Source organism: Mesorhizobium sp. M0800 (genome assembly GCF_040320095.1).
Taxonomy (GTDB): domain Bacteria; phylum Pseudomonadota; class Alphaproteobacteria; order Rhizobiales; family Rhizobiaceae; genus Mesorhizobium.
The window spans coordinates 1-26,060 of record NZ_JAMYOZ010000020.1; the positions used below are offsets into that span (position 1 = coordinate 1).

The 26,060-nt window shown below is 59.0% G+C and carries 20 protein-coding genes; 14 read left to right on the forward strand and 6 right to left on the reverse strand.

Annotation, left to right across the window (positions count from 1 at the left end):
* The first annotated feature begins 12 nt into the window (after positions 1–12).
* The gene (locus tag NKI18_RS21610; RefSeq protein ID WP_353020456.1) at positions 13–165 is read left to right on the forward strand and encodes a hypothetical protein; all 153 of its coding nucleotides are present in this window, start codon (positions 13–15) and stop codon (positions 163–165) included.
* 160 nt (positions 166–325) lie between these two features.
* On the opposite strand, the gene NKI18_RS21615 is transcribed toward NKI18_RS21610, so the two are convergent.
* The 3 genes from NKI18_RS21615 to NKI18_RS21625 form a co-directional block, all read right to left on the reverse strand.
* A complete protein-coding gene (locus NKI18_RS21615; protein WP_353020428.1) occupies positions 326–2,416 on the reverse strand; it encodes a hypothetical protein in 2,091 nt (696 codons plus the stop codon).
* A 664-nt stretch (positions 2,417–3,080) separates the two neighbouring features.
* The gene (locus NKI18_RS21620) at positions 3,081–4,190 is read right to left on the reverse strand and encodes an acyltransferase family protein (RefSeq protein WP_352455315.1); all 1,110 of its coding nucleotides are present in this window, start codon (positions 4,188–4,190) and stop codon (positions 3,081–3,083) included.
* Between the two features lie 94 nt (positions 4,191–4,284).
* Positions 4,285–5,106, reverse strand: coding sequence for a class I SAM-dependent methyltransferase (locus NKI18_RS21625; protein WP_352619914.1), 822 nt, complete (start codon positions 5,104–5,106; stop codon positions 4,285–4,287).
* A 425-nt stretch (positions 5,107–5,531) separates the two neighbouring features.
* On the opposite strand from NKI18_RS21625, the gene NKI18_RS21630 reads away from it, so the two are divergent.
* The 8 genes from NKI18_RS21630 (at position 5,532) to NKI18_RS21665 (ending at position 16,750) form a co-directional block, all read left to right on the forward strand.
* A complete protein-coding gene (locus tag NKI18_RS21630; protein ID WP_352455317.1) occupies positions 5,532–6,242 on the forward strand; it encodes an AAA family ATPase in 711 nt (236 codons plus the stop codon).
* Positions 6,243–6,331: 89 nt separating this feature from the next.
* Positions 6,332–7,615, forward strand: a complete 1,284-nt coding sequence (locus tag NKI18_RS21635) for a hypothetical protein (RefSeq protein WP_352619913.1) — start codon at positions 6,332–6,334, stop codon at positions 7,613–7,615.
* A 292-nt stretch (positions 7,616–7,907) separates the two neighbouring features.
* Positions 7,908–8,141: a Trm112 family protein gene (locus tag NKI18_RS21640; RefSeq protein ID WP_352619912.1), complete on the forward strand. Its 234-nt coding sequence runs from the start codon at positions 7,908–7,910 to the stop codon at positions 8,139–8,141.
* 338 nt (positions 8,142–8,479) lie between these two features.
* Positions 8,480–9,703, forward strand: a complete 1,224-nt coding sequence (locus NKI18_RS21645) for a glycosyltransferase family 4 protein (protein ID WP_023675610.1) — start codon at positions 8,480–8,482, stop codon at positions 9,701–9,703.
* Complete coding sequence (locus tag NKI18_RS21650) at positions 9,700–10,956, forward strand: O-antigen ligase family protein (protein WP_352587405.1); 1,257 nt, start codon at positions 9,700–9,702, stop codon at positions 10,954–10,956. The genes NKI18_RS21645 and NKI18_RS21650 overlap by 4 nt, the downstream gene beginning before the upstream one ends.
* Positions 10,957–10,960: 4 nt before the next feature.
* A complete protein-coding gene (gene asnB / locus NKI18_RS21655; protein ID WP_352619911.1) occupies positions 10,961–12,958 on the forward strand; it encodes an asparagine synthase (glutamine-hydrolyzing) in 1,998 nt (665 codons plus the stop codon).
* 1 nt (position 12,959) lies between these two features.
* On the forward strand, positions 12,960–15,176 hold the full coding sequence (locus NKI18_RS21660) for a GumC family protein (RefSeq protein WP_352619910.1): 2,217 nt from the start codon (positions 12,960–12,962) through the stop codon (positions 15,174–15,176).
* A 62-nt stretch (positions 15,177–15,238) separates the two neighbouring features.
* Positions 15,239–16,750, forward strand: a complete 1,512-nt coding sequence (locus NKI18_RS21665; protein WP_352619909.1) for a lipopolysaccharide biosynthesis protein — start codon at positions 15,239–15,241, stop codon at positions 16,748–16,750.
* A gap of 149 nt (positions 16,751–16,899) precedes the next feature.
* On the opposite strand, the gene NKI18_RS21670 is transcribed toward NKI18_RS21665, so the two are convergent.
* Together NKI18_RS21670 and NKI18_RS21675 are read right to left on the reverse strand one after the other, a co-directional pair.
* A complete protein-coding gene (locus tag NKI18_RS21670; RefSeq protein ID WP_352619917.1) occupies positions 16,900–18,012 on the reverse strand; it encodes an NAD-dependent epimerase in 1,113 nt (370 codons plus the stop codon).
* 244 nt (positions 18,013–18,256) lie between these two features.
* Positions 18,257–18,964: a helix-turn-helix transcriptional regulator gene (locus NKI18_RS21675; protein WP_352449679.1), complete on the reverse strand. Its 708-nt coding sequence runs from the start codon at positions 18,962–18,964 to the stop codon at positions 18,257–18,259.
* A 286-nt stretch (positions 18,965–19,250) separates the two neighbouring features.
* On the opposite strand from NKI18_RS21675, the gene NKI18_RS21680 reads away from it, so the two are divergent.
* Complete coding sequence (locus tag NKI18_RS21680) at positions 19,251–20,990, forward strand: PAS domain S-box protein (RefSeq protein WP_353020432.1); 1,740 nt, start codon at positions 19,251–19,253, stop codon at positions 20,988–20,990.
* Between the two features lie 183 nt (positions 20,991–21,173).
* Here the strand turns inward: NKI18_RS21680 and NKI18_RS21685 are convergent, their stop codons facing one another.
* Positions 21,174–21,851 carry a LuxR C-terminal-related transcriptional regulator gene (locus tag NKI18_RS21685; protein ID WP_023675618.1) on the reverse strand — a complete coding sequence of 226 codons (678 nt, stop codon included), beginning with the start codon at positions 21,849–21,851 and terminating at the stop codon, positions 21,174–21,176.
* A gap of 511 nt (positions 21,852–22,362) precedes the next feature.
* Here NKI18_RS21685 and NKI18_RS21690 point away from each other — a divergent pair.
* The 4 genes from NKI18_RS21690 to NKI18_RS21705 all read left to right on the forward strand — a co-directional run bounded on the left by NKI18_RS21690 (position 22,363) and on the right by NKI18_RS21705 (position 26,019).
* On the forward strand, positions 22,363–23,085 hold the full coding sequence (locus tag NKI18_RS21690; RefSeq protein WP_023675619.1) for a nucleotidyltransferase family protein: 723 nt from the start codon (positions 22,363–22,365) through the stop codon (positions 23,083–23,085).
* A gap of 47 nt (positions 23,086–23,132) precedes the next feature.
* Positions 23,133–24,269, forward strand: a complete 1,137-nt coding sequence (locus NKI18_RS21695) for a DegT/DnrJ/EryC1/StrS family aminotransferase (protein WP_353020434.1) — start codon at positions 23,133–23,135, stop codon at positions 24,267–24,269.
* Complete coding sequence (locus NKI18_RS21700; RefSeq protein WP_352619906.1) at positions 24,266–24,940, forward strand: sugar transferase; 675 nt, start codon at positions 24,266–24,268, stop codon at positions 24,938–24,940. The genes NKI18_RS21695 and NKI18_RS21700 overlap by 4 nt, the downstream gene beginning before the upstream one ends.
* Before the next feature lie 74 nt (positions 24,941–25,014).
* Complete coding sequence (locus tag NKI18_RS21705) at positions 25,015–26,019, forward strand: SDR family NAD(P)-dependent oxidoreductase (protein ID WP_352619905.1); 1,005 nt, start codon at positions 25,015–25,017, stop codon at positions 26,017–26,019.
* Positions 26,020–26,060: the final 41 nt, after the last annotated feature.

Consider the following 26,060-nt stretch of genomic DNA (forward strand, 5'->3'; position numbering starts at 1 on the left):
GCGCTCGGCTGGATACTCGCCAAGTCGGCAATCGCCCTGCCGGTTCCCGGCTTCGCGCGGCCCGAGCAGGTCGAGGACAATCTCGGTGCGCTGGAGAAAGGGCCGCTGCCGGCAACGGTGATGGCCGAGATCGACGCAGTGCTGAAAATTGCCGAGACTGCGTAGGGTGTGGTGAATCCGGAATTCGCATTGGCGATAATGCGACCAACTTCGATCTCTCTGATGTCTGCCGATATCGCATTTTTCTTAGTCAAGCTTCCGTGGCGCAATTGAACACGGACGGAGCGGCGGACACGCTCGAGTTGAAGGTCCGCCGCTCCGGTTTTCAGATCAAAGAGTGATGCTGCAACGGGAGATGGGTAGCGAGCTGCGCTTGAGCTGCGCCGCCGACCGCGTCGCTGTCGAGAGAGAGCGACCCGGTTGAGCTGTCAAAGATGATGTGGTGGGAACCATCATCCGTGGCCGTACCAGCAGGGGAAGCATGCAATGAAAGCCCGCCCGACTTAAGCTCGGTAAGAGCGGCTTGATCGAGGTGGAGCTTGTCCTGAAGCTTGCTGAAGTCGAAGGCATCGTTGCCTCCGTGGCCAGACATGATCTCGGCGGCGGCGCCGTTTTTTGCCTGGGCGCCGACACTTTCATCGGGCTGGACGGTTTGCGCGAACCCGTGGCGGATCAGGCTGGTTGCCGTCTTGTCGGATGGATCGTTGGTCGGGAGAAGTTCCGAGCCGGCCGAAAGAGAATGGCTCAACGAGGCCAATATGCGGTCAACGCTGCTGCCCTCGCCTACCTTGCCGCCGGCATTATCGTGGGTGGTGTCAGTCGAACTGCCATCGCTGGCGAGGAGGTGAGAAAGCGCGGTCTTGTCATGACTGCCATCGCTGGTGGTGGCACCGGAGGCGGCGGTAGCAGTCGAACTGCCGTCGCTAGCGAGGAGGTGAGAAAGCGCGGTCTTGCTATGGCTGCCATCGCTGGTGATAGCGCCGGAGGCGGCGGTATCAGTCGAACTGCCGTCGCTGGCGAGGAGGGGCGACAGCGCGGTCTTGCCATGACTGCCATCGCTGGTGGTAGCGCCGGAGGCGGCGGTAGTAGTCGAACTGCCGTCGCTGGCGAGGAGGTGCGATAGCGCGATCTTGCCATGACTGCCATCGCTGGCGGTAGCGCCGGAGGCGGCGGTAGTAGTCGAACCGCCGTTGCCGGCGAGGAGATGCGAAAGCGTGGTCTTGCCATGATTGCTATCGCCGGTGGTGGCTTCGGAAGGGGCGGTGGCGGTCGAGGTGCCGCCGCTGGAGGTAGCTTCGGCCGGGGCGGTGGCGGTCGAGGTGCTGCCGCTGGAGGTGGCTTCGGCCGGGGCGGTGGCGGTCGAGGTGCTGCCGCTGGAGGTGGCTTCGGAAGGGGCGGTGGCAGTCGAGGTGCTGCCGCCGGTGATGGTCTCGGCCGGGGCTGTGGCGGTCGAGGTGCCGCCGCTGGAGGTGGCTTCGGAAGGGGCGGTGGCGGTCGAGGTGCCGCCGCTGGAGGTGGCTTCGGAAGGGGCGGTGGCGGTCGAGGTGCCGCCGCTGGAGGTGGCTTCGGAAGGGGCGGTGACAGTCGAGGTGCTATCGCCGGTGGTGGCCTCGGAAGGGACCGTCGCCGTAGAAATGGGATCGGTGGCCGCAGCTTCGGAAGGAGCAGTCCCGGCGGTGCTGAGATTGTGTTGCCGGAAAACGGCCTGCAGTTCCGGGGAGCTCTCAAGCGCGGTGTCGCCTCGCTGTGAACCCCAGGCGTACGCGTACTCGAAGGCGGGTGACGGAACCAGCTTGGCCCAGTGGTCCATCATGGTTTCCATCTGGGCGGCGGTGGGCACGACATATTTGCCACCCATGTCGGTGTTATAGTCGCCACCGCCAAACGTCTGGTAGCCTGGAATGATCTTGCTCGTCGGGATGCCCGATGCCTGAGCGGCAGCGACGAATTTGTCGATCATGTTATAGTCGACCGCGCCATCCGTGCGGACAGGATAGACATCCACGCCGTAGTAATCGATACCGGTATTGGCGGGATTGTACGTGTTCGAAAAATCCGGATTCGCGGACGTCCCCAAGCTCATCATCGTGATGTAGGTCTTGGCGTCCGGCACATTGGCGTGAATCCAGTCGGATTCCGCCTTCAGATTCGCGGCGGAGGCGTAGGTGCCCCATTGGCCGGTGGGATCCGGCTCGTCGACCAGGAAGAATCCGAACAGCTTCGGATTGCCGATGAAAGGCGTGATCTTGTCGATAAAGGACGACGTCGCTCCGTCGGTTTCGTTGAGGTAGACCAAGCCCTTCATACCGTCCGGCAGCGCATTGAGTTGGTCAACAGATGAAACGTCGGCCAGATTGAATCCGGCTTGCGCAATTTCCGTGCCCGATCCACCTGACGTGTAATGCAGAGTTGTCATCCAATATTCCTTTTTCTGTTTCGACCGCGCCTACTTACAGACGACGTATATTAGCGCCAAATCACATACCGACACCCTTTGACAGAAAGATTGAGGGTTTGAAGTAGGATTGAGCCTTGGAGGAGCGCTCCCTTCGAACTCGTTTCCGCAACGGTATCGACGACCAGGCAAGGATCGTTCTATTCGGGATAAGACTCGGCTGACTTGATCCGACCGTGTGGAGCTTGGCTCGAATGTCGCGACCGAGAAGCCGTCCGACGCGGGATGGCCGGGAAATCTGAAAACCAGACCAAAAACAAAACCCGCCTAGCGGCGGGTCGTCAGTGCGAATCTGCACCATAGCCAAATTACTAGCATAGCTGCCGGCACAAAGCAAGAACAAAATGTGACGCAATCGACGAAGCTGCCGATCTAGACGGCGCTTCTCCGAAATGCGAATGCGCCGCGCAGCCGGCATTGCCGCAACAGCGGTGCCGTGCAACATCGGCGGCTTGGAAGGAACCCCGGTGCTGTCTCGCCTGATCGCCGGCCTGCTGCTCGCCTGCGGATTGACCCACAAATCATGTATTCGCTTGCGCAGGCGTCGTGGGCTACCCAGTTGCCTTTTCCGCGAGGCGACGGTTGGACTCAAACATCTTCTGCGGCATCCGCCGAAAGCTCCTGATCATGATGTTCGCGCGGAAGAGGTTGGCCGGATTGGCCGCGAGGCTGGTGCAAGGCGATATATCCCAGACACCAGGGCGCGGACGAGCGGCTTGCGTACCGGCGTCTCGATGAAGCGCCAGACGATAAAAGAGGCAAGGAGGACCCCGGCCAACACGACGAAGAATGCGGCGTTCTTGCCGACATGAGGCGCCAGCGCGTTAAGCGAAATGTAGCCGATATACTGGTGCAAAAGATACAGCGGATAAGTCAACCCTCCGAGCATCATGATAGCCTTGGATGGAGCAATCACGGAGCGGAGCAATATCGCGCCAGCGAAGACTCCGTAGACCACCATGTTGGCGGTGAAGAGAGCAGGATACGAAATGGCTGCGCCAAAGTGCTCCTGCATCCAGTTATGAGAGAACATTGCGGTCTGGCAAGACACCAGGAACGCGACGGCAAGAAACAGGAACGCAGCCGGTGAACGGCCCCTTGCAACGATGTCTTCCGCGAGGATGCCGGCGGCAAACAAAGGCGCATAGTTTGTAATGAAGAGAATGCGTATCACCGGGTTCCCAAAGAAGAACTCGTTGGTTGCCGAAATTGCGAGCCAGATGGCCGCGATGGGTATTTTCCAGCGCTGAAAGGCGCCGGCAAAGATCAGCACTGCAACCCAGCCGTAGAACAGGATCTCGAGCATGATCGACCAGTAGACGCCATCCATGGACGGCCTGCCGAAGAGGCGGGCGAACATGGAAAGATTGGCTACATAGGTTGGAACATCGGTCGGAAAACGCTGATCTTTGGCGACGACGAGAACAACAAACGTCGCGGTCATGCAGACGAGGAATCCGGGATAAAGCCGGGCGAAGCGGGCGACCGCGAATTCCTGCCAGGTTCGACCTTCGGCCGACCACGCGATGACGAAACCGCTGATCAGGAAAAACAGATTGACGCCGAGATAGCCGTAGATGGCGTAAGGTGCTGCGGCAGGATATTCCACGTCGAGATTGCCCGCGATCGCGCCGCCAAAAAGATAGTGAAAGAGCACGACCGCGAGGGCTGCAGCCAGGCGCAGCAGGTCGAGTGATGCCATGCGCGCCGGAATGGCCTTGCCTGCCGGTTCCACAGCTACCTCCCGCAGCCGTTTCAGCTCTTGACAACCATCAGCGGCCTGATCCGCAATACCAGTGCTAACGCGAAGACTGCAAACCGGCGGCAGGTCAAGCCTTTACCTTCTCAAGTACGAACAGCTGCTCGCAGGACAGGAACCGCAGGACGCTAAAAGAGCGTACCAGCTTGAGCCCCGCCGCCGCGAAATCCTGTCGTGCAACGGTGAGATTGACGGGATGAGGCGCCGACATCCTTCCGGTGATCATCTTCCGCAGCCTTAGCCGTATTCTCTGGAGGCGGGTGCCAAGGCCGTAGGATACGATCAGGCGACGGCTGGCAACGCGCGCGAGCTCAATGATAATGTCGCGCCTGAGATGTGGCGGGATAAGGTGAATGAGGCGAAGGCAGACCACCGTATCAAAGCTTTCGTCGGCGAACGGCAGCTGCGCCACGTCACATCGGATGAATCCCCGAAATCCGGATTGACCTTCATATGCTGATCTAGCCAAGGCCATCATTTCCATTGAAATGTCTGCAGCCAGCACCCGACAATTATGCTGGCCCAGCACGCCGGCCAGCTTCCCGGTTCCGCATGGGATATCGAGCACCTGAGATGGAGGCGGGCTGCACCTCTCCAGCGCCTTGGCGATGCAGCGTTGCTCCCGTCGCGCAATGACGTATGACGCAACGGTGGACAGCTTCAACCGGCCTGCATAGCCGTTCAGGTACCAGCTCGCAAAACTCGGATCTTGATATCTCTGTTTTGTCGGGAGCTCATAGGCCGCGACTGCCGCGACCTTGGCGTTGTAATTGGCAGGTATAGCCGTATTTGCCGCTGCCGTCTGATGTGGCTCGAGGTTCTCGCTCATATGCCTGCTTTCATACGATTTCTCCTGCAGATGAGATCGAAGATTTTTGTCCGACACGTTCATTGGATAGCCGACCAAGCTGCCCTATTGGCGATAGAGGGGATAAACGGCCAGTTGGCTGCGTCCATCACAGAGAAGGTTTCCAGAAGGCTGGGTGTCTCGCATCCCTCGAACGGATGAGACATGCCGAACTCATGACTGCCGCGCCCGCGCGGAAGTGTGCTGGGGAATAGGGCTACTGCACACCCCTTTCGGAGACGGAACGGTAAACGGACGGTAGGCAATCCGGAAGGATAGTCACCGAAACGCACTCCTTCCGTTCACGATTTTGGCGTCCGTCGATATCCTAACGTGACCACACCGTCATTCATACGGATGGCGCGGATTCCTGGCTCGTCGGCTAGACATCCCAGGAAGAGATGGGCGTTCGCTTCAGCAAATGGACATGACGTCACTGCCAGTAGGCTTCCCTCAGTCTGGATTGAAAGATGATCTTGGAGCTATTTGGGCCGTCCGGTGCTGGTAAGACGACGTTAGCGTCCGAGCTGGTGCACGTTTTGCGAGCTCAGGGCTACTGTGTTGTTTTGCAGACCGGTGACCGCCGACATCCGGTTAGAAGGGCCGCCTTCAAACTGGTCTCCGGCTTGCATTCAAAGTGGATCGGACAGCGTTCTCTCGGTGCAGAAGTGCTTAAGATTCTTCCACCCAAGAATGAGCTGTGGGCGGCTCGCCTGAACTGGCATCTTGAAGCTCTTCTTCAAGCTTGGCGCGCGGCAATAGCGTCCAATGACACGATCTCAATTTTTGACCAGGGTATGGTGCAATTCGTATGTTCACTGGTTTTGTTCAGCGGCATAACGGATCGTGAAAGGGTGTCGCGCGCGCTCGAGCTTCTACCCAAACCGGATCTGCTTGTCCGATTGCAGGCGCCAAGGGAAATTCTAGAGGTCCGTCTGAAGGAACGCCGGCGTAACCTCGGTATCATTCAGAAGTTCCTCGAAGTCGATCTGCAGAGCAGTCTTGATCATATTGACCACGTTAATCTCATTGGGGAACAACTTGGATCGTTTCCCGTGCCAACAACTTGCGTCGAAAGTTTAGATTCGAACGGGCTCACAGCCGCCACAGAAATGATAGCGCGTGGAGTAATCGACAAGTTCGGCGCGGCGCGGGCGAAATTTAAAAGAGTTGAAGCTTAGAGAGATGCGGTTTTGAAGCGTCGACAAGAAGATATCCAATAATATGGAAAATCGAATTATTGAAAAGGAACCGCGCGAGTTGACATGACATGCGCTTTTCTCGCTACCAGACTGCCTTGGCGTTGACGTTAGCTGCTGTCAGCGCGATATCCATAGTTATCCACGGAGCGGTGAGTGGAGAGGACGTCGCATCGACAAAGTTCGTCGCGCCGGTAGCCATGGACCTGCCGGATTACCTGCACACCGCGAAGGATGCGGCATTTGGCACACCTTTCACCCGAATAACCAAACCCGGAATCCTCGGCGCCGGCATCGCATGCGGGAGCAAATATTGCAGCCACCGCTATTCGAGCGCCCAGGCCTGGAATTCGGATCAGAGCCTTCTTGTCATCAGCAACGGCTGCGGCGGCTTATGCTTCCTGGATGGGCGCACCTACGCCCCGCTTTTTCGCCGTGATCGATCGACCGAATGCGAATGGCATCCTCACGATCCCGACCTGATGATCTGCGTCGGTGGTCGGAAAATCTCGACCTGGGCGCCACGCACCAATCATGAGGAGGTCCTGTTTGTTTCGGCTGACAGTAGCAATCTCCAGTTCGGGCCATACAAAGGTAATCCAAGCCGTGATGGCAGCCGTATTGCCGTACGCGCGGTTCGCCGGGACGGCAAAGCGGTCGTCTTTGCCTACGATCTCAGACAGCGGCGGAAATTTCCGGAAATCGATCTCGCACAGCTTGTCGGAGCCAACGGCGCCTGCTCAATCTCGCCGCTGGGCGTCAACATCTTATGCATTCAGAACCTGAAAGACGACACTGAACAGACGTTCATCTTTTCTGTTGACGGCGTTCTGCGCCAGAAATGGACTGAGCATCATCGGCCTGGCCATGGCGACATGACCGTCGATGCCGACGGCAGCGAAATCTATGTGGGGATCAGTAAGTCCGATCCAGACATATTCCAGGTGATCAAGCGAAGGCTGTCAGATGGGAAAGTCACCTCGCTCATGAGATATGGTGAAGCACAGCATGCATCGCTCAGGTCGCTGGACAGGCCCGGTTGGGTGTTCCTTACCTATTCGGGCAATCCGGACGAAGTATCGAAATATCCGGCTTGGGCGCCGTATGCGCGGGAAGTCATCGCGTTGCGCATCGACGGCAGCGGAGAGGTTCGGCGCATTGTGCAGACGAAGAACGTTCCATTCGACTACTGGAGTGAGACCCACGCCTCGCCGTCCCCGGACGGTTCACAGGTGATCTGGTCAAGCAATTGGGGAGTACCCGGCGGCCCGGTTTACGATTTCGTCGCCCGTATTGACTGGGCGGAAGGATCAGACACTGGCTCGAGAGCATTAGCCGCGAGCGGTCTTCAATAACGAAACCTTCCGGTCGCCTATGGCGATATCGCCGATCGTGCTTGCTCCATTCACGCTTTTAACGCCTCACGTTCAACTTCGCCGCCATACGGCTCAGTTCGATGTCGATTCATTCAAACGGACGACGACAGTGGCCAAGCCTGCACCTAGCGTGATTGTGCAGTTTGCAAGGCTTATGACACTTGCCGGAATCCTACGAATTACAGCGATGACGTCGGGTGACGGCTTGTATCGCCAAGGGCGCTCGCGCCGGAGCTCACTGTTGATGTCACGGCCGAGAAAGGAATAGCAGATGGATACGGATAAGCGAGCCGAAGAGAATGCCTCTTTCAACCCTGAGTTGTTAGAATGGTTGGTATGCCCAATGACCAAGGGCTCACTTACCTGGGATTCGGATCGCGATGAACTCGTTTCGAAGAGCGCAGGACTTGCCTATCCGGTTCGCGACGGCATTCCAATCCTTCTAGCCTCGGAGGCACGGACGATCACCTCCCGCGTGGTCAAACTTCGCGCATCCAGACGATGATGGGAGCCACGCTAAAGTAGGCGGCTTTCCGACGACAGCCAGCAATGACAGGAAACTGTGCCGCGGAGCGCGAGCCGTTTGTCTGCGGACCACTCTGCGCTCGGCACCCGGGCAGTGCCGACCTCTTTGATGCAAGGCGCGGCTACCTGAACCGGCTGGGTACGGCGGCCCGCTGCCGGGACAGGGTTTGCGTCATTTAAACAGACGAGGACAGTGGCAAGACCTGCCCCTACCGTGACCTTGGGCGAGATGGGTAGCGAAACCAACACCATGAAAGCAAATTCAAGGGCCGGCCACTTCGCGCGATCGGGCTACAGCGAACGGTCAGGAGACGCAGGATGAATCCGCATCTGGTGTGTGTCGGAGGCGAGGATCATGCCCTGCGAATTCCGTTCTTGATGTCGCTGCGAGAGAAGGGATTCCGTGTTACTGCGGTGTCGAGCGGCGGTGAAGCCGCATTCCTGCGGCATGGCATTCCGCATCGCAGCTACGGTTTCGACCGATTTTCCAGCAGCAGCGGAGAATGGGCCGCCATCAGAACCATTCGAAAGCTGATGGCGGAACTCCGGCCGGACATTATCCAAAGCTTCGACACCAAGCCCAACCTGGTGACGCCACTTGCGGTGCGCGGAAGCGTTCCAGTCGTGCGCACTATCAACGGTCTGGGCTGGACGTTCTCGTCCCTGGAACCGCGCGCCCTTGCCCTGCGCCCAATCTTTTGCGGACTGCAATGGCTTTCGTCGTTATGGACGGCGGCTACGGTGTTCCAGAATCGGGACGATCAGGCATTCTTTGAACGCTACCGACTGATCGGACGCGGCAGCGGACGAGTGATCCGCAGTTCTGGAATCGACGTCGATGCGTTCGCCATGGCAAGGCATCTTGCCCCGTCGGCGATGAAAATGCGCGAAGAGCTTGGGCTCCAATCCGCCGAGATCGTAATTTTTGTCGGCCGGCTAACGCGCCAGAAAGGCATCCCGACACTCCTCAAGGCAGTCCCTCGCATCCTGTCGGAAAGGCCCAATGCCCGTTTCGTGCTTGTCGGCCCATTGGAATCCGAGGGCCCATTTGCAGTGGACAAGGCTGAGATCGATCGACATGTGCCGCATGTCATCGCCTTGGGTCCACGACGCGACGTTCCTGCCCTTCTTGGCATGGCCGATCTGTTCGCCTTTCCAACACAATACCGAGAAGGGATTCCGCGCGTCCTGCTGGAGGCAGGGCTCGCGGGATTGCCTATCGTCGCCTCGATGATGCCTGGTTGCAATGAGGTGGTCGAGGACGGATGGAACGGCCATCTCGTCCCCCCGCACGATGCGAACGGCCTTGCCTCTCGAATTATAGAGGTCCTGTCCGACCGCCGGAAAGGACGGACCATGGGCGCTCGCTCTGTCGAGCTCGTCCGGACGCAGTTCTCGCTGCCCTGGGTGGTCGAGCAATATTGCGATCTCTACGACAATGTCCTTAGTGCCAAATCCCAGGGCGGCTTCGCTCGACCGGCATCGCCGGTGTTGCTTGAAGAGCCTGCTGCAAACCGCGGATCGGGTGGAGCGCGCCGATGATCCGGGACGCGATCCTGGCCTGCGGCGTGGCCATGTCGTATGCGGCGCAGCTCTCAGTTCCGGGCTTGCCCTACGGCTATGGCGAATTGTTTCTCGCGCTTTGGATCATGCTGTCGATCGGGCGGGTGCTCGCCGGCGGTCACTTGGTAGTCAGGCCCGCCCTGATCCGTGTTGCGGGCTTCTGGCTGATCATCACGCTCGCTCTGGGTATTGGCACCATCGTTGGCTACCTGACCACGGTACTGTATCTGTCGGTGGTGATGCACGATGTGGTAGCCTACCTGCTGCTGATCTGCGTCACCTGCCTGGCCGCCGCGGAGCCCGACGCGGATCGCCGTCTGCGCAGTGCTGCCTGGTGGGTGGTCGCTATTGCGAATGCATGCTTTATTGTTCAGCTGGCACTTGGATGGGGTTGGATCCACCAATCCGGCGTCGATCCCTGGTACTGGGATCGCTTCCGAGGCTGGTCCGAGAACCCCAACCAGCTCGCGCTCTATTGCGCACTCCTTGGTCCGCTCGCCTTGCATCTTGCGACGACTACAAGCAAGCCGTGGGCGAGGTTGGCCGGGCTCAGCAGCCTTATCCTGACCATCTATGTCGGAAGGCTGACGAAGAGTGATACCTATCTTTACACGACGGTCCTGGTCGGCCTGATATTTCTTGGGCTGCGGGTTCGGACATGGCTCGCAGCCGGTGACGGCAAGGTCAGCCTGTCCCGGCAAGTTACCCTCCTGCTGATGATTGGCTTCCTTCCGTTGGCCATGTCGATGACGCCTTACATCGTCACGGAGGTGGGCAGCGTCGAACAGTTCGCCTTGAGTCTTACCAAGGACAAGGGCGGCGAAGCGACCGCCGAAACCGCTGCACTTCGAATCCATCTCTGGGGAGATGCATTGGGCAAGGGCCTAACGTCAGGATCCCTGGGCCTTGGTCCTGGCCCGCATCTGGAGCGCCCGCCCATTTCCTACAGCCAATTTCTGCCCCGGCCTTTCGAGGCTCACAACACGATTCTCGATCTGTACACTCAAGGTGGCTTGGTTGCGGTCCTGGCCCTGGCCTGGATTGTCGGCGCGGCGGCTTTATGCGCATGGCGTGCGAAGCTCGATGCCCTGTTCGTGCTGGTGGTGTCGATCGTCATCTTCGGAATGCCACATCTGATCATCCGCCATCCAATCGTGTGGTTTGCGCTTACCATTTGCCTTGTTGCCGGAACGCCGCGAACGATTTCGGCAACCTCTAGCGACCTGAGGTGATGGCATGTGTGGGATTACCGGAATTCTCCTTGCACCCGATGCCGCCAATATCAAGCCGCTCAGGGCGATTGGCCAGATGACGACGGCCCTTCGTCATCGTGGGCCTGATGGCGAAGGCTTCTGGATCAATCGCGAAGCCGGCATTGCCTTCGGCCACAGGCGTTTGGCTATAGTCGACCTATCGGAAGCAGGACGCCAGCCGATGCATTCGGCAAGTGGCCGATATGCCATTACCTTCAACGGCGAGATCTACAATTTCCGCGATCTGCGCCGCGAGCTTGAAGACGCTGGCCATCGGTTCCGTGGCGCCAGCGATACCGAAGTGATGCTGTGCGCAATCGAGAGCTGGGGTCTCGACACCGCACTCACCCGCCTCGCTGGCATGTTCGCATTTGGATTGTGGGATCTAAAGACCAGGACCCTCCATCTCGCCCGCGACCGAATGGGCAAGAAGCCGCTCTATGTTGCTGCAACGCGCGATGCGCTCGTTTTTGCCTCCGAGTTGAAGGCAATCCATCGTTTTCCAGGTTTCTGTCAGGAGCTCGATCTCGACGCGGCCGCGACAATGCTTTCGAAGGGATGGGTACCGGGTAACTGTTGCATCTGGCGAGGCGTGTTCAAGCTACCTCCGGGCTCGGTCCTGTCTGTGACGGCGGCGGATTTTGCCGAGGCGCGCAGCGCCGCATCCCTTTCGCAACGCGCCCGACACTGGTGGTCGCTGCCTGAAGTCGCCGCGAACGGTCGACAGAATCCAATCGCCGGTACCGACGAAGAACTGACTGATGGACTCGACGACCTGCTTCGACTTGCCGTCCGGGAACGCATGATAGCCGATGTGCCGCTGGGTGCCTTTCTGTCTGGTGGCCTCGACAGCTCCACGGTTGTGGCGCTGATGCAGGCCCAATCGCCAAAACCGGTGCGCACATTCACGATCGCTTTCGGAGAAGGCGGGTTTGATGAGGCTCCCCACGCGGCGGAGGTCGCGCGGCACCTGGGCACCGATCATACTGAACTCCACCTTTCAGCAGCCGCTGCGCGTGAAGTCATTCCGGAACTGCCGCGGATCTGGGATGAGCCGTTCGCCGATGAATCGCAGATACCGACTTTGCTCGTGGCGCGGCTCGCTCGCCAGCACGTTACGGTGGCCCTATCAGGCGACGGTGGCGATGAATGCTTCGCCGGTTACGCCCGTCATTTCATGGCTGCGCGGTTGAAACGACAGCATGCGCTGCCGTCGCCGCTGCGTCACGCGCTTGCTGCAGGGGTCGGATTGCTGGCCCGTGCAGCGCGTCACGATTTCGTCGGCAAGCTGCCGCTTTCGGCGAGTGGACGGCACGCGCTGCGGAGCGACCGGCTGCATCGCCTCGCTCGGCTGCTCGCTGCGCCAAATGAGGACGAATTGCATCGACGGCTGACCGGAGCATCGACCGGGAGCCTCGCACTCCACACGCCGCCCACATCAATTCAAGGGTCCCCCCGGCTTGATGGCCTGCTGTCCCGTCTCTTGTACGACGACATGGCCGGTTACCTGCCCGACGATATATTGGTGAAGTTGGACCGCGCCAGCATGGCCAATAGCCTCGAAGGCCGGTGCCCGCTTCTCGACCATCGGGTTGTCGAATTCGCCTGGCGGCTGCCGGCACATGCGAAGGTCCGCAATGGCAAAGGCAAGTGGCTTCTTCGTCAGCTGCTTAGCCGCTATGTTCCGCAACGGCTGATCGACCGGCCGAAGCAGGGTTTCGATGTTCCCATAGCAGTCTGGCTGAGCGGCCCGTTGCGCATCTGGGCCAGCGATCTAGTCGCCGATATACGCCTCTCCGGAGATGGGATCTTCGACTTTGCGAAGGTCGAAACCTGCTGGCGCGACCATCTTGACGGAAGACAGGATCATTCTCGCGATTTGTGGCCCGCGTTGATGTTCCAGGCCTGGCGCAACGAGGCCGGGCGGTCCGCCGGGCCGGCAACGGGCATGTCCACAGCGCTCGAACTGACAGGAGTATGAGATGGAAGGTTCCATAGTCAGCCGAATTCACCTTCCGCGCGCCACTGAAATGCACGTGCCGACGCGCGAGATCAATCCGCGCATGAGGCCATTCCTGCGCGAACAGGTCGACGCGCAGACCCCCTTCCATCAACTCCTCATTACCATCGCGAGGAGAAAATGGTTCCTGCTTGCAATGGTGATTTTGGGCGGAGTGTTGGCTGGGCTTGCGGGTTTTGTGCGTCCTGTCCTGTTCGAGGCGACCGCACAGGTGATTGTCGATGCTCCTGGCAGGAACGCGGCTCCCGGAGGTGCGGATTCTGCTCAGGAGATGCTGGATGCGAGCATTGATGACCACTTAACCATGCTCTCTTCGCAGGGGCATCTGCGTCGCCTGGTGGCAGCCCTACGCGAGACAAAGATCGGCAACATTGCTGAGCAAGGTGATGTCGGAAATTCCGGCGCCGCCCCGGTAGGCGGCGACCTGCAGAACATACGCACCTTCGCAGCTGGTCTGCTAGAAAGGATTTGGCCGCAGGGCAGGCCGGAGGCGGCCGATGCAGCCGAACTCAAGGCGTTGCGGAAGGGCATGAGGGTTGGACAGGAACTGAGATCAAGGGTGATCACCGTCGGCTTCACCGACGACGATCCGGCGCGAGCCGCCCTGGTGGCCAATACGTTCGTCCAAGTATACATCGACGATCTCGCACAGAAGCGCAGGGCGTCAGACAGGCTGGAACTCGCCTCGATCGTCGCCAGCCTGCCGGTCGTACAAAGCGACCTGGCGAAAGCGACCGACCGCCTGGAAAAGTATCGACTGAGCCATGGCGCGGTCGATCAAGGTGCGGCGGATAACGCTGCCAAGGAGACAGCCGAACTTAGTCAGCAGATATCCTTGTCGAAAGCGGATCTCTCAGCGACGGAATCTCGCCTTCAGCACATCGAGGCTTTGCGAGAGGAAGGAGCATCGGTGGCGGCGCTCGCCGAAGCGATCGGGTCTCCGGTATTGGCCGACATGGCGGCCCGCCAAGCCAACGACAATGCGGATGCGAGCCTTAGCACTGCGATCAACGGCGAGATCGAACAAGGCACTGCTCGCATTGCGGCGGAGGGGAACATCTACCGTGCCCAGATCGCTGCTCTGGAGGGCCGTAAGAATGTGCTCGATGCGGTGGTGGCCGACACAGCCGGCCGGCTTTCCGGCTTGCGTGCGCTCGAGCCGCAGGTCAGCATCCTGACACAGCGATACAACCAGCTTCTCACCCAACAACAGGATCTGGTGCAGCGCATCGCAACTCCCTTGCCCGGGGTCTCGATCCTTTCAGCGGCATGGCCGCCAACGAATCCAAAAACCCTGCCGCCCATCTTTCTTATTCCGCCCGGCATGATCGTGTTTGGCCTCATTGGCGGGGTCTTCGTCTTGGTCCGCAGCCGTCTCAATCAGACCTTGCGCGGCGGGGCCGAAGCTGAAGCCGCGCTCGGGGTTCCGTGCCTGGGGCTGATACCGGAAGCGCCCACAATACACGCGAAACGACTACAGCAGCTGGTTCTCGGCCAGCAAAACTGCAGCTACAGCCGAGCCGTCACTTCTCTCCTTGTCACCGTGGCTCTCAACAAAGCGAGAGGCCGTGCGTCGCACGTCATCCTCGTCACGTCCAGCGTCCGGCATGATGGCAAGACCGAGCTCGCATGGAGCCTCGCCTTGGCAGCTACCCGACTTGGGGGACGAGTGCTTTTTCTCGATCTTGACGGTACGGGCGCCCGCCTCACGAACGAGTTTCTGAACGAATTCGGTGCGTTCAAGCCGCATAAATCCTTTGGAGACTATATGAGCGACCGTTGTCCGCTGCACGACGCGGTCACGGGAATGCCTGAAATTGGAATCGACTTCATGGCACTCGCACCATCAGAGGATCTGCTGCCGCAACTGTCCATGATCGACGGTTCCCTGGTCACAGATGAGCTGCGCTCGATGTACAGCATCGTCATCATAAATGGACCGCTGGGACTTGGAGGACCTGAGGCCAGGCTACTGACGGGCTGGGCTGACGCGGTTCTTTTCGCTGTTCGCTGGGCCAGGACGCGTCGCAGCATCGCGCGTGGTGTTCTGCAGTTGCTGACGGAGGACGAGACGGCTCAGGTCCCCGTAGGCAGCGTTCTCACGCAGGTCAATCTTAGGAAACACGCCGGCTACCGGTTTGGGGACAGCGCGGATCTCTTGCTCGAGAGAACATCATGAGTGTCACATGCGGGATTCCGCGTAACGACCGCCACGGCATTCGGCCTGTCGAGCGGAAGATAATGTCGACGATCTCGCAGTCCGGAGCAGGGTCCGCGGCCAAAGGCGATCAAGGCGATGAAATGCGCGACGCCGGCGCAAAAGACATCGACGATTTCAGCGATCCGAAGCTCGCCCGCTTCCCTGCGGCCTCCGTTGCTCCAACGAATATGGTTTTGCCGCACAAGGAGGACACGGGCCGGGGTCTCGGCTATGCCAGCATCTTCGCTCTTTTGGTCTATATCGGGGGTGCGGGCTTAACCAGCTTGGCGCAGTTATTGATTGCGCGCATCGTTGGCTCCACCAGCTATGGCATCTACTCCTATGTTCTGGCCTGGACCTCGGTGCTTGCCTATCTTGCAACGCTTGGTTTCCATGTATCCTTGTTGCGTTTCGTCTCCGCCTACAGTGCCAAAGGGCGGCTTGACCTGGTACACGGCGTAATCAGGTTTGCTCTGCAGAGGTCGCTGGCGGCGGCGACACTATTCGGCATCGTTGGCGCCGCCTTGATCTTTTTCTTTTCAGATCCTTCTCACAAGGAGCTTCAAATCAGCCAGCTGCTAGGCATGGCAGCAGTGCCTTTGGTCACCGCCTACGCTTTGGGCGCAACGCTTGTTCGTGCTTTCGGCGGCGGTGTCTCGGCCCTCCTGCCGGAACGCATAGTGCGCGACGGCCTCTTGTTGACGTTGCTGGGAATGGCGGTCTTATCCGGATCATGGACCCCCAACGCACCCTTGGTGATGCAGGCGGTGCTGGCAAGTTCAGCCATCACGGTCGGCCTGGTGTTCGTCATGGCGACAAAATTTCAGCCGCCTGGCTTGCGGCAGGTTCAGCCAGGCGACGAGTCGCGGGAATGGTGGTCCGCGGTTCCGCCAATGATGCTCATGGCTGGGCTCGATGTTTTCATCAGCCGGGCCGGAGTCATGGTGCTGGGCTGGACGCATCACATTCGCGAAGCAGGCATTTTCGCATTGGGATTGAACGTCGCCTTGCTTGTGAGTCTTTCCCTGGTTGCCGTCTCTACGATGTTTGCGCCGACAGCGGCTGCCCTTCATGCCCGAGGCGATCGGCTGGCTCTGCAGCAGCTGTTTTCACGGGCCGCCCTACTTTCCTCTGGTGGGGCTCTAACGATGGCCATCCCGATGCTTGCGATTATTGAACCTCTGTTGAGCTGGTTCGGCGGGGATTTCAGTACCGCGGCACCCGTCGCGCGGATACTCATTCTCGGATATGTCTTTGTCGCGCTGTGCGGACCCCAGATGCTCCTCTTGATGATGACCGGAAACGAATGGGCGGCAGCCGCAACCATGATCGTCGGCGCTGCGGCCAGTATCATAGGCTGTGCCACAGGAATTGCGCTCTACGGCGCGCCGGGCGCCGCAGTGGGCCTCGCGCTTGCGTTGGCGATTTGGAATGTGGCGATGTCGATCTACATCAGCAAACGGCTGAAAATTATCCCTGGGCTGATCTTTGCGCTAACATCGTTCAGAACGCACGCAGTCGAAGGCCAGCGGCGACATTGGTTCCTGCGCTGATTTGAGACCGTCGCGCGCCGATACGCGACGGCATCAGCGTTCAGGAATTTCGAGTCCAGGGTTGTGTCGAATAGAGGCTGGCGAGTGCGGCTTTGTGGCCGACGCGTTACGCGCCGAGTGGCAGATCATCGCCCGACAGGGCCCGCGGCCTACACGGTGGCCTCATTCACCAACGTCTGTTGCCGTACGCTGGCCGCGGCATCCGTTCCATGAAAGTCCCGGTACCATTCGACAAAGCGTCGCACTCCGTCCTCTAGCGGTGTTGCCGGGGCGAAGCCGACGGCCTGGCGAAGATCGCTGACGTCGGCGCGCGTCTCCAGAACGTCGCCAGGCGGCAACGGCACATCCACGCGAACTGCCCGGCTGCCAAGAGCGGTCTCGATGATCGAAATCAGCCGGTTGATCTCCTCGGGCCGGTCGTTGCCGATATTGTAGACGCGATACGGCGCGGAACTTGTGGCAGGGTCGGCGGTGCAAGGGTCCCAATTCGGATCTGGCTGCGGCGGTGTAGCAAGTGCTCGAACCACGCCCTCAGCGATATCGTCGATATAGGTGAAATCTCGCCACACGCGGCCGGCATTGGCTACTTCAATTGGTTTGCTCTCGACGATCGCGCGCGTGAACAAGTAGACGGCCATGTCGGGCCTGCCCCAAGGGCCATAAACGGTGAAGAAGCGCAGTCCGGTCACGGGCAGGCCGAACAAATGGCTGTATGAATGCGCCATGAATTCATTCGAACGCTTGGTGGCGGCGTAGAAGCTGACGGGATGATCGGCGCCGTGGTTTTCGGAAAACGGTATGGTTCGATTCAAGCCGTAGACGGAGCTCGAAGAGGCGTAGACGAGATGACTGACGCCATGATGCCGGCAGCCCTCAAGGACGTTGAGAAACGCCACTATATTCGATTGCACATAGGCGTGCGGGTCAACAAGTGAATGACGCACGCCGGCCTGAGCCGCAAGATGGACAAGGTGTGAAGGGCGAACGTTTGAAAACAGCAACTGAACGCGCGCGGCATCCGCCAGATCCATTCGTACCGGCGTGAACTTCGCCTCGCTACAGAGGCGTGCAAACCGCGCTTCCTTGAGCCGCAGATCGTAATAGGGCGTGAAATTGTCGACGCCCACGACTTTGACACCAAGACGCAAAAGCCGTGAGGCCACGTGAAAACCAATGAAGCCTGCGGCGCCGGTGACGACGATCGGTCCTGTCCGTGCAAGTTTCTTCACCGCGCGGTCCGAACGGGATCGAGCGATTTCCATCTTCTCCGCTGCGGCAAGGACAGAATCGCTGCGTAGATCGTTGTCCACTTGTCGCCTTTCGAATCCGTTCGACAGTACCGAATAGCCGGTCCGGGATTGCGGCTTTCGATATTTACGCTGGCGCATCGAACCTAGGGGAGTGCGCAATGCGGTGCACGACCTGCCAAGTCATGACACGCCAACTTGCGTAGTTTGAATCCCGGGCGGATGCCGACGTCCGGCGATTGGATCTAAGTGGCCGGCCTTACGGCAGGACCGAAATACGCCCAAGAAGGGCCACCAGTTCCGCCTGGCGTTTTGTTTCGGTCTTGGCGAACAGCGAGGCAAGCTGGGAACGGATCGTGGTGCGGCTGAGACGCCAGCTGCGAGCGATCTCCAAAGGTGCGTCGCCCTGGGCCAAGCGCAAGGCGAGGTGCGTTTCTGCGCTCGTCAAGCCAAACATTCTTTGCAGCGTCCGAGGATTTGGCCCCGACCTGTTGTCGCGATCCAGCAGCGCCACAATGCTCGTTCCGTCGGGAGCGATAACGCCGTTCTCGTTCAGTATCACCGGTCGGTCGCCCCTGCTGCGGATCACCACCCAAGACAACGAGCCCGGCAGGAATTGGCCCGGAACATTCGCGATCAGCCGCCTTAGGGCGGCCGTAAGTCCGCTCGCCGTGTCGGCCGCTTCGCCCTGGCGCTCAAGCGTGGTTTGGGCGGCTGCGTTCCACTCGACTACTTTTCTTTCGCGATTCAGCACGAGATAGCCACAGCCAATGCGATCAAGCACGCCGGTTATGGATTCCAGACTGCGGCCTTTTGGTTCGCCGAACCTTGCGTCCAATGGATCCGATGCGCGATCGGGAAGGTGACCAGAAGAGGGCCGCGTATTCCGCGCTTCAAAATCATACTTGGTCCTCGTAACAATGTACCGATTGCTCGAAGCATCGACCTGTCTATCGATCAGATTCATTTTCTACCCCTAACCCAAAGTTTCACACGCCCGAAATAAGTATTCGGGATTCATGTAGTCTTCTATGTGTAGCTGGATTCTAGTCTTCTATGCGCTGACGGATAATACGTTCATCACCACCTTGAAAACTTAATATGATCCGACAGTTCTAAGGCAGCTCTTAGGCCCCGCTGCGTCCGATAAAATGCGCGCTATGATAGCGGTATGGCAATCCGGCAGTGGTACTAAGCTGTACGTTTTTTGCTCTAGTCTCGACGGGCTAGTCAGAAGGTTGTAGTCTGTGTCCATGAGCTCGCAGTCGCGCAGGTCGAATTCGAACCCGTCGGGCAGATTGCTAACTCATATTGCCTCTGCATCGGTGTTAGCTGCCACACTGATATTTGAAATAAAATCGTCAGCCTATATTGGGCAAGGCGCCAGTTTTCTGGAATTTATTCCGGCTATTATTATTATCGCCTATCTCGAAGACCGCGTACCGGCGCTCGCTGCGGCCATTCTGATGGTGGCTGTCGGGCTGTGGGCACGAGGACACGATCAGATTTCAAGTGGAGATTGGGCACGCGCAATCCTGCTTCTGGTTTCGGGTGGCGTGATTGCCATGACCTTCCATCGTCTGCGGCAGGACTTGCGTGAGTTGCTGGAAGTCGCGGAGGCCAGGCTCGCTGCCGTCGAGGCGACCGAAAGCCGCTATCGTTGGGCCTTCGAACGTGCTGCCATGGGATTCGCGAACACCAACAAGAAAGGTGAGTTGCTGCAGTCCAACAGACGCCTTTGTGAGATGACCGGGTACAAGGAGGAGGAGCTTGCCCAATTGCAGCTCGATACGCTCGCCCATCCGAACGACCGGGATACCTTGGCGCAATTGCTGGCGAGGCTGGGCAATGACATTTCTTCGTTCGTTTCGGAGGTGCGTCTGTCACGAAAGGACGGTACGGCATTCTGGGCCAGGCTAACGCTTTCTTCGTCCGTGCCCGAGGGTGGCCTCTCGGAGAGCATCTTCGTGGTGGTCGACGATATTTCGGACCGACGCGCTGTTCACGAAGCGCTTCGGGCCCAGAAGGAATGGCTGGACCTCGCTCTGTCTGCTGGACGCTTGGCCACGTGGCGCATAGACCTTAAAGACGGGATAGTCACGGGCTCGGACACGTTCTGGGACATTCTCGGCCTGGCCCAGGCCAATAGCCGCAGTTTGGAGGAGCTGTCAGCTGTCGTTCATCCGGCGGACTGGCCAAAGCTGGCGGCATCGAGAAAGGCCGCACCCTCGGTCACGAATTACGATGTTGAGATACGCGTCCGCCGACCGGACGGACATATCCGCTGGGTTGCGCTGCGCGGAAGGGAGGAAAGACATGATGATGGTGGACAGCGGCTTGGAGTGGCTGCCGACCTGAGCGAGAGACGACAAACCACGCTGCTGCGCGCCGCGGCAAAGAAGCGGGAGCGCATCATGCTCGAACAGCGTCACAGATTCGGCAACGTTTTCGCGGTGATCACGGCGCTCGTGAAAATGGTCGATGTTCCCGGAAACAACGTCGCCAAATACAAGGAAATGCTGATCGACCGGATACGCGCGCTCGAGGCAACCCATCTGCTTCTTTCACGCAACGGCAGCGTATCGGGGGCGATAAACGATCTCGTTGCGCAAGAATTGCACCCATATATTGGAACACGTGCGATATCGGTCAGCGGTCCTTCCGTGGCGATGTCGGGAGGCGCCGCCGAGAGTTTTGCAATGATCGTTCACGAGCTTGCCACCAATTCCATGAAATATGGAGCGCTTGCCGATCCAAAAGGCCGGATCGACGTAAGCTGGACGTTCGCACCTGAAGAAAGAGGCAGCGATATCGTGTTCGAGTGGGTGGAATCGGGGCGGCGTAGGACCTCAAGCGTAGTCCGTCATGGCTTCGGTTCCATGATAATCGGAGTGGATGGAGCGCCGCTTGTCGGTCACTCTCCCAGGCTGGAAATATCGGACCAAGGGTTGCGGTATTCGCTGCGGCTGTCACGCAAGGAAATCGGATTGTAGTGCAGTGCTCCAATCGGAAAGCAGATATCTAAAGGCAAGTCGCGCTGAGCGGCCTTTGAGATGCGCAGGGTTCCTTCCAAGAATGTCGTCGGCCCAAAGCTGCGCCTCGGCTTTGGGATATGCAGTAAAATGCATGAGGAGTCTTGGGACGCCGTTTGCACGTCCAAAAGGACGCGCGGCGCTCTAGCTGGCATGTCTCGAAAGCCAAGTCTTCAGCATAACGGCAGCCTCGGTCCGATTGCGTACCCCCAATTCACGCAGAACCGCAGCAGCGTGGATTTTCGTGGTCGCCTCTGCGATTTCCAGATCGCGCGCAATTTCCTTGTTTGAATAGCCTTCCGCCATCAGCTTGAGGACTTCCTTTTGCCTCGAAGTCAGCCTGCCAAGGTTGACGCCAGCGGTACGCCTCTGTGGGCCTTTGTCGTCGGAATGGGTATGCGCGTGGGTTGTTTGCGTCGCTCCCGGACGTGACAGAAGTGCAGGAACATAGATGCGGCCGGAGAGGATTTCATTGACGGCCAAAACAACCTCTTCGTCCGTCTGCGATTTTACGATGTAGCCGTGAAGCCCGATCGACAGAGCCGTGAGTATTTCCGAGCGTGAATCGTTTCCGGAAACGATCGCAAATCGCGTGTCCGGATAGGCAGACAGGATCCCGCCGAGCACTTCTTGATTGAACAGGCCCGGCATATTCAGATCCAGGATCGCAAGATCCACGAACGACTGCTCTGCCAGCAAACTGAGCACCGCGTCGAAACAGGACGCTTCAAAGATCTCCACACCTGGAATGCCTGCGGTCAGTGCCAATCGCAAGCCGCGACGATACAAGCCGTGATCGTCGGCGATGACGATTCGATACATTGAACTACCCCAACGCCAATCTGAATGGATTGAACGGTAATGGCCTGAAAGTCGTGGCCATCCACTCGTCGATTCATCCAGCCGACGCTGCGGCACCCCCAACACCGCAAACGCCAGATTTCTAATATAATCTTAAATGACGGGAAACGCTCCTCTTTTTTTGCCCCTTGTGAGCGAAACCCGCCGAACGTCGTCGAACATACGTTCTGACCTTTTGGACAGCTGACAGACCGGCCGGCCGTTCAGCAGTGCTATAGGTCTAAAGATATAGAACAGCAAAACGGCTGAATTGTTACCATTCGAATGCACGACGACATCCACCCTGACGGCCACATACCATCCAGATGCAATGTCCGGATCAGGGGACAGTGGAGAAATCTCACCGGTCTTCTACGGGAAATCTCACCGGTTCTTCTGAGGGGACAAGAACGCGTTTCCCGGGTGCTGACCAGGGCAGGATAGCCGGCCCGTGACGATAGCGTTCAGGCCGAATGAACAAGGGAGGACCAGGATGAAAGCGGTTATTCAATGTGGAGGAATGGGAACACGCCTCCGCCCCTTCACTTCGGTCTTGCCGAAGCCGCTCATGCCGATCGGCGCACGGCCGGTTCTCGAGATGCTTCTGAAATGGTTGCGACGCAACGGCATTCAGGAAGTTTATATTACAACCGGGTATCTCGGCCACTTGATCCGCACCGTGTGTGGAGATGGCTCGCAGTGGAACCTGAAAATTCGATATACGCAGGAGATGGAGCCGCTTGGCACCATCGGGCCACTGTCTTTGATCAGGGATGAACTGACGGAGCCATTCATCGTTCTCAATGGCGATGTCCTCACGGATCTAAGCCTCAGTCGATTTGTAGCAGCGCACCGTAAGCACACCGATCCAGTGACGATCGCAACAGCCTGTCGCCTGATCAAGATGGATTTCGGCGTCATCGACGAAGTCGACAATACCGTGCAGGTCTTTCGCGAGAAGCCGACGCTTTCGCATCTGGTCAGCATGGGAATTTACTGCATGAACCCGGATGTTCTGCAGTTTATCCCATCCGGCATACCCTTTGGGTTCGACGACCTGATGCTGCAGATGATGCAGAACGGCACAACCGTGCACGTGTACAAACATGAGGGTCTCTGGCTCGATATCGGGCGCGTCGACGATTTTCAGAACGCACAGACCATTTCCTGGGAAGACCAGTCGGCCTCGATCGAGGTCACTGCGACGGCTGCATGATGAAGTCACGAGCCCGGTTCCCACAGTTATCAGTCTAGGAGGTTGTGATGCTCTTGGTCAGTGCCCCGATCTTGGGTGTGCCGGAGAAGACTGCTTTGACCAAGGTCATCGACAGCGGCTGGCTGACCATGGGGGAGCAGGTACGAGCCTTCGAACAAGCTTTTGCCGACGTTCATGATGCGGAGGATTGCGTCGCGGTCAGTTCTTGCACCGCAGCGCTTCATCTCATTTTGCACGCACTTGGCATCGGACCGGGCGACGAGGTGCTGGTGCCATCCTTGACGTTCGTGGCGACCGCAAATGCGGTCCTCTATGTCGGTGCGACGCCGGTTTTCGTCGACATCGAGTCAGCCGACGTGCCGCTGATGTCGATCGTGGAAGCCGAAGCGAAATGCACGGCCCGCACCAAGGCAATCATTCTCGTTCATTTCGCCGGCTACCTCGCCGATCGGGAACAATGGCAGAGGTTCGCCCGTGCCCGGGGGCTGCACATCGTCGAGGACGCGGCGCATGCGCCGGGCTTGAAGGAGGTGGGGACATTTGGTGCCGCGGCCGCCTTCAGCTTCTATGGCAACAAGAACATGACCACGGCGGAAGGCGGGGCTGTGATCGCCAAGGATGCCGGTCTGCTCGAGACAATCCGCCAGGCGCGTGGACATGGGATGACCACCGGGACACGTCAAAGGCTGAACAGCCGCACCCCTCAGTATGATGTCACCATGCTCGGATTCAACTATCGCATGGATGAATTGCGGGCTGCGATCGGACTGGTCCAGCTGCAAAATCTGCAGGAGTGGAATGAGATCAGGCGTATCCTGGTCATGCTGTATCGCCGTCTCATAGCGAAGCATTGCCCGGCCGTGACCATCCCGTTCCACGAGCCGCGGACGTCGGCCTACCACATCATGCCTATCCTTTTGCCACGTTACGCCGACAGGCAAGACGTCATCGACGCACTGCGCGGGCAAGGGATACAAACCACTATCCACTACCCGCCGGTGCACCAGATGACGCTCTATCGTGAGCTCATTCCCGGTACTCACTTACCGCGCACTGAAGATTTCGCGCAGCGCGAACTGACTGTACCGCTGCATCCGCAGATCACCGCGCCATTGGTCGAATCGGTAGTCGTCGCTCTTGCCGCGGCGGTCAATAATTGCGCTCAGACAGGAACAGCCGCATGAATGCCCTGGACCTAGCCATTCACCGGTCTAACGTCTCGAGCGCCGTCCATGGGTCTGCGAGACGAGCAATCGATCTCGTCATTGCTGCAGCCGCGGCGATCGTCTTCGCCCCGCTGATGCTGCTGATTGCCGTGGCGCTGCTGCTGGAAGGCGGTCGGCCCATCTTCTTCACACAGACCCGCGTCGGGGCCGGTGCTCGCCCATTCCGCATGTACAAGTTCCGCAAGTTCAGCGTGCAATGCGACCCCGGTGGCTTGGCTCTGACCATGGCCGATGACAGCCGCATGACGCCGATAGGACGGTTCCTCGCCGTCACCAAGTTCGACGAACTGCCACAGCTTTGGAACGTCTTCAGAGGCGAGATGGCAATCATCGGGCCACGCCCGGAGAGCCTTGCCTTCGCCGATTGTTTTCGCGGGGGCTTCGAAGACGTTTTACAATACAAGCCAGGCTTGCTGGGTCCAGCCCAGGTTCTCTTCCGGCATGAAGCCCGTTTCTATCCGCGATCGGTGGACCCGCTACTGTTCTATCGCCAGGTTCTGTTTCCTGCCAAAGCCAGGCTCGACCTTTCCTATTATCCGCAGCGCACGATCGGCTCCGATGTTGTGTGGATGGTGCGCGGCTTGCTGGCGGTGCTTGGCGTGGTTTCGCCGCCGCCGATTGGACCTTGAGAGCAGGTGGGACATCCGCGCTCTCGTGGATTTGCAAAGTCAGTGCCTCACGTCATAGGGGGAACGCTTGGGTCATGGCATACAAGGGCAGGAAAGTTCTGGTTACGGGTGCCGACGGGTTCATCGGTTCTCATCTCACCGAAGCACTCGTCCGCAGCGGCGCCGACGTCACCGCGCTGGCACTCTACAATTCCTTCGACAGCCACGGCTGGCTGGACGATTTGCCCGACACCATACGACGCCAGTTGAATCTCGTCCGCGGCGATGTTCGCGACAGCGCGTTCCTTAACCGGATCGTGCGTGGCCAGGCGGTCGTGTTTCATCTCGCCGCACTGATAGCTATCCCGTATTCGTATGCCGCTGCCCAGTCCTATGTGGAGACCAACATCCTGGGCACGGTCAACGTTCTCGAAGCGGCGCGCCAATGGGATACGGAGCGTGTAGTGCACACTTCGACAAGCGAGGTCTACGGCACCGCGCTGACAATGCCTATCAGCGAATCCCACCCGTTGCAGGGACAGTCACCATATTCGGCATCCAAGATCGGCGCGGACATGATGGCGGAGTCCTACGCCAGATCGTTCGACATCCCCGTGGTCATCATGCGGCCCTTCAATACGTACGGGCCGCGCCAGAGTGAGCGGGCCATCGTACCGACCATTATACGCCAGGCTCTCGACAAAAAATGCCCGGCGATCATGGTGGGAGACACAAGCCCGATCCGCGATCTTACTTTCGTGGAAGACACCGCGGCGGCGTTTTTGACCGCAGGTTCCGCCGAGCTCGAATTTGGCCATGCCTACAATGCCGGAAGCCAGCGCGCTGTGACGATCTCGGACATATTGGATCTGGTGATCGAGTTGAGTGGCTGCAAGAAACCAATCCACCGGGACGAGCGCCGCCTGCGGCCGCAGAATTCCGAGGTGCGTGCCTTGCTGGCCGATTCTTCGCTCCTCGAAAGCAAGACTGGATGGCGTGCCCAGACCAGCCTGCGCGAAGGCTTGGAGCGGACCATCGGATGGTGGCAAGGGCGCCTGAGCGAAGGCCGGGTGCGACACGAAATGGGTTACATGACATGAGCTTTCGCCCGGGAGGATTGGCTCCGCTGTTGATTGCGGCC

What these genes read in the sequence shown, in the direction of transcription:
- asnB (WP_352619911.1), top strand. Translation starts at nt 10,961, where the DNA reads ATGTGTGGGATTACCGGAATTCTCCTTGCACCCGATGCCGCCAATATC.
- NKI18_RS21660 (WP_352619910.1), top strand. Translation starts at nt 12,960, where the DNA reads ATGGAAGGTTCCATAGTCAGCCGAATTCACCTTCCGCGCGCCACTGAA.
- NKI18_RS21615 (WP_353020428.1), bottom strand. Translation starts at nt 2,416, where the DNA reads ATGACAACTCTGCATTACACGTCAGGTGGATCGGGCACGGAAATTGCG.
- NKI18_RS21690 (WP_023675619.1), top strand. Translation starts at nt 22,363, where the DNA reads ATGAAAGCGGTTATTCAATGTGGAGGAATGGGAACACGCCTCCGCCCC.
- NKI18_RS21650 (WP_352587405.1), top strand. Translation starts at nt 9,700, where the DNA reads ATGATCCGGGACGCGATCCTGGCCTGCGGCGTGGCCATGTCGTATGCG.
- NKI18_RS21680 (WP_353020432.1), top strand. Translation starts at nt 19,251, where the DNA reads ATGAGCTCGCAGTCGCGCAGGTCGAATTCGAACCCGTCGGGCAGATTG.
- NKI18_RS21670 (WP_352619917.1), bottom strand. Translation starts at nt 18,012, where the DNA reads ATGGAAATCGCTCGATCCCGTTCGGACCGCGCGGTGAAGAAACTTGCA.
- NKI18_RS21630 (WP_352455317.1), top strand. Translation starts at nt 5,532, where the DNA reads ATGATCTTGGAGCTATTTGGGCCGTCCGGTGCTGGTAAGACGACGTTA.
- NKI18_RS21665 (WP_352619909.1), top strand. Translation starts at nt 15,239, where the DNA reads ATGTCGACGATCTCGCAGTCCGGAGCAGGGTCCGCGGCCAAAGGCGAT.
- NKI18_RS21695 (WP_353020434.1), top strand. Translation starts at nt 23,133, where the DNA reads ATGCTCTTGGTCAGTGCCCCGATCTTGGGTGTGCCGGAGAAGACTGCT.
- NKI18_RS21625 (WP_352619914.1), bottom strand. Translation starts at nt 5,106, where the DNA reads ATGAACGTGTCGGACAAAAATCTTCGATCTCATCTGCAGGAGAAATCG.
- NKI18_RS21645 (WP_023675610.1), top strand. Translation starts at nt 8,480, where the DNA reads ATGAATCCGCATCTGGTGTGTGTCGGAGGCGAGGATCATGCCCTGCGA.
- NKI18_RS21685 (WP_023675618.1), bottom strand. Translation starts at nt 21,851, where the DNA reads ATGTATCGAATCGTCATCGCCGACGATCACGGCTTGTATCGTCGCGGC.
- NKI18_RS21705 (WP_352619905.1), top strand. Translation starts at nt 25,015, where the DNA reads ATGGCATACAAGGGCAGGAAAGTTCTGGTTACGGGTGCCGACGGGTTC.
- NKI18_RS21635 (WP_352619913.1), top strand. Translation starts at nt 6,332, where the DNA reads ATGCGCTTTTCTCGCTACCAGACTGCCTTGGCGTTGACGTTAGCTGCT.
- NKI18_RS21640 (WP_352619912.1), top strand. Translation starts at nt 7,908, where the DNA reads ATGGATACGGATAAGCGAGCCGAAGAGAATGCCTCTTTCAACCCTGAG.
- NKI18_RS21675 (WP_352449679.1), bottom strand. Translation starts at nt 18,964, where the DNA reads ATGAATCTGATCGATAGACAGGTCGATGCTTCGAGCAATCGGTACATT.
- NKI18_RS21700 (WP_352619906.1), top strand. Translation starts at nt 24,266, where the DNA reads ATGAATGCCCTGGACCTAGCCATTCACCGGTCTAACGTCTCGAGCGCC.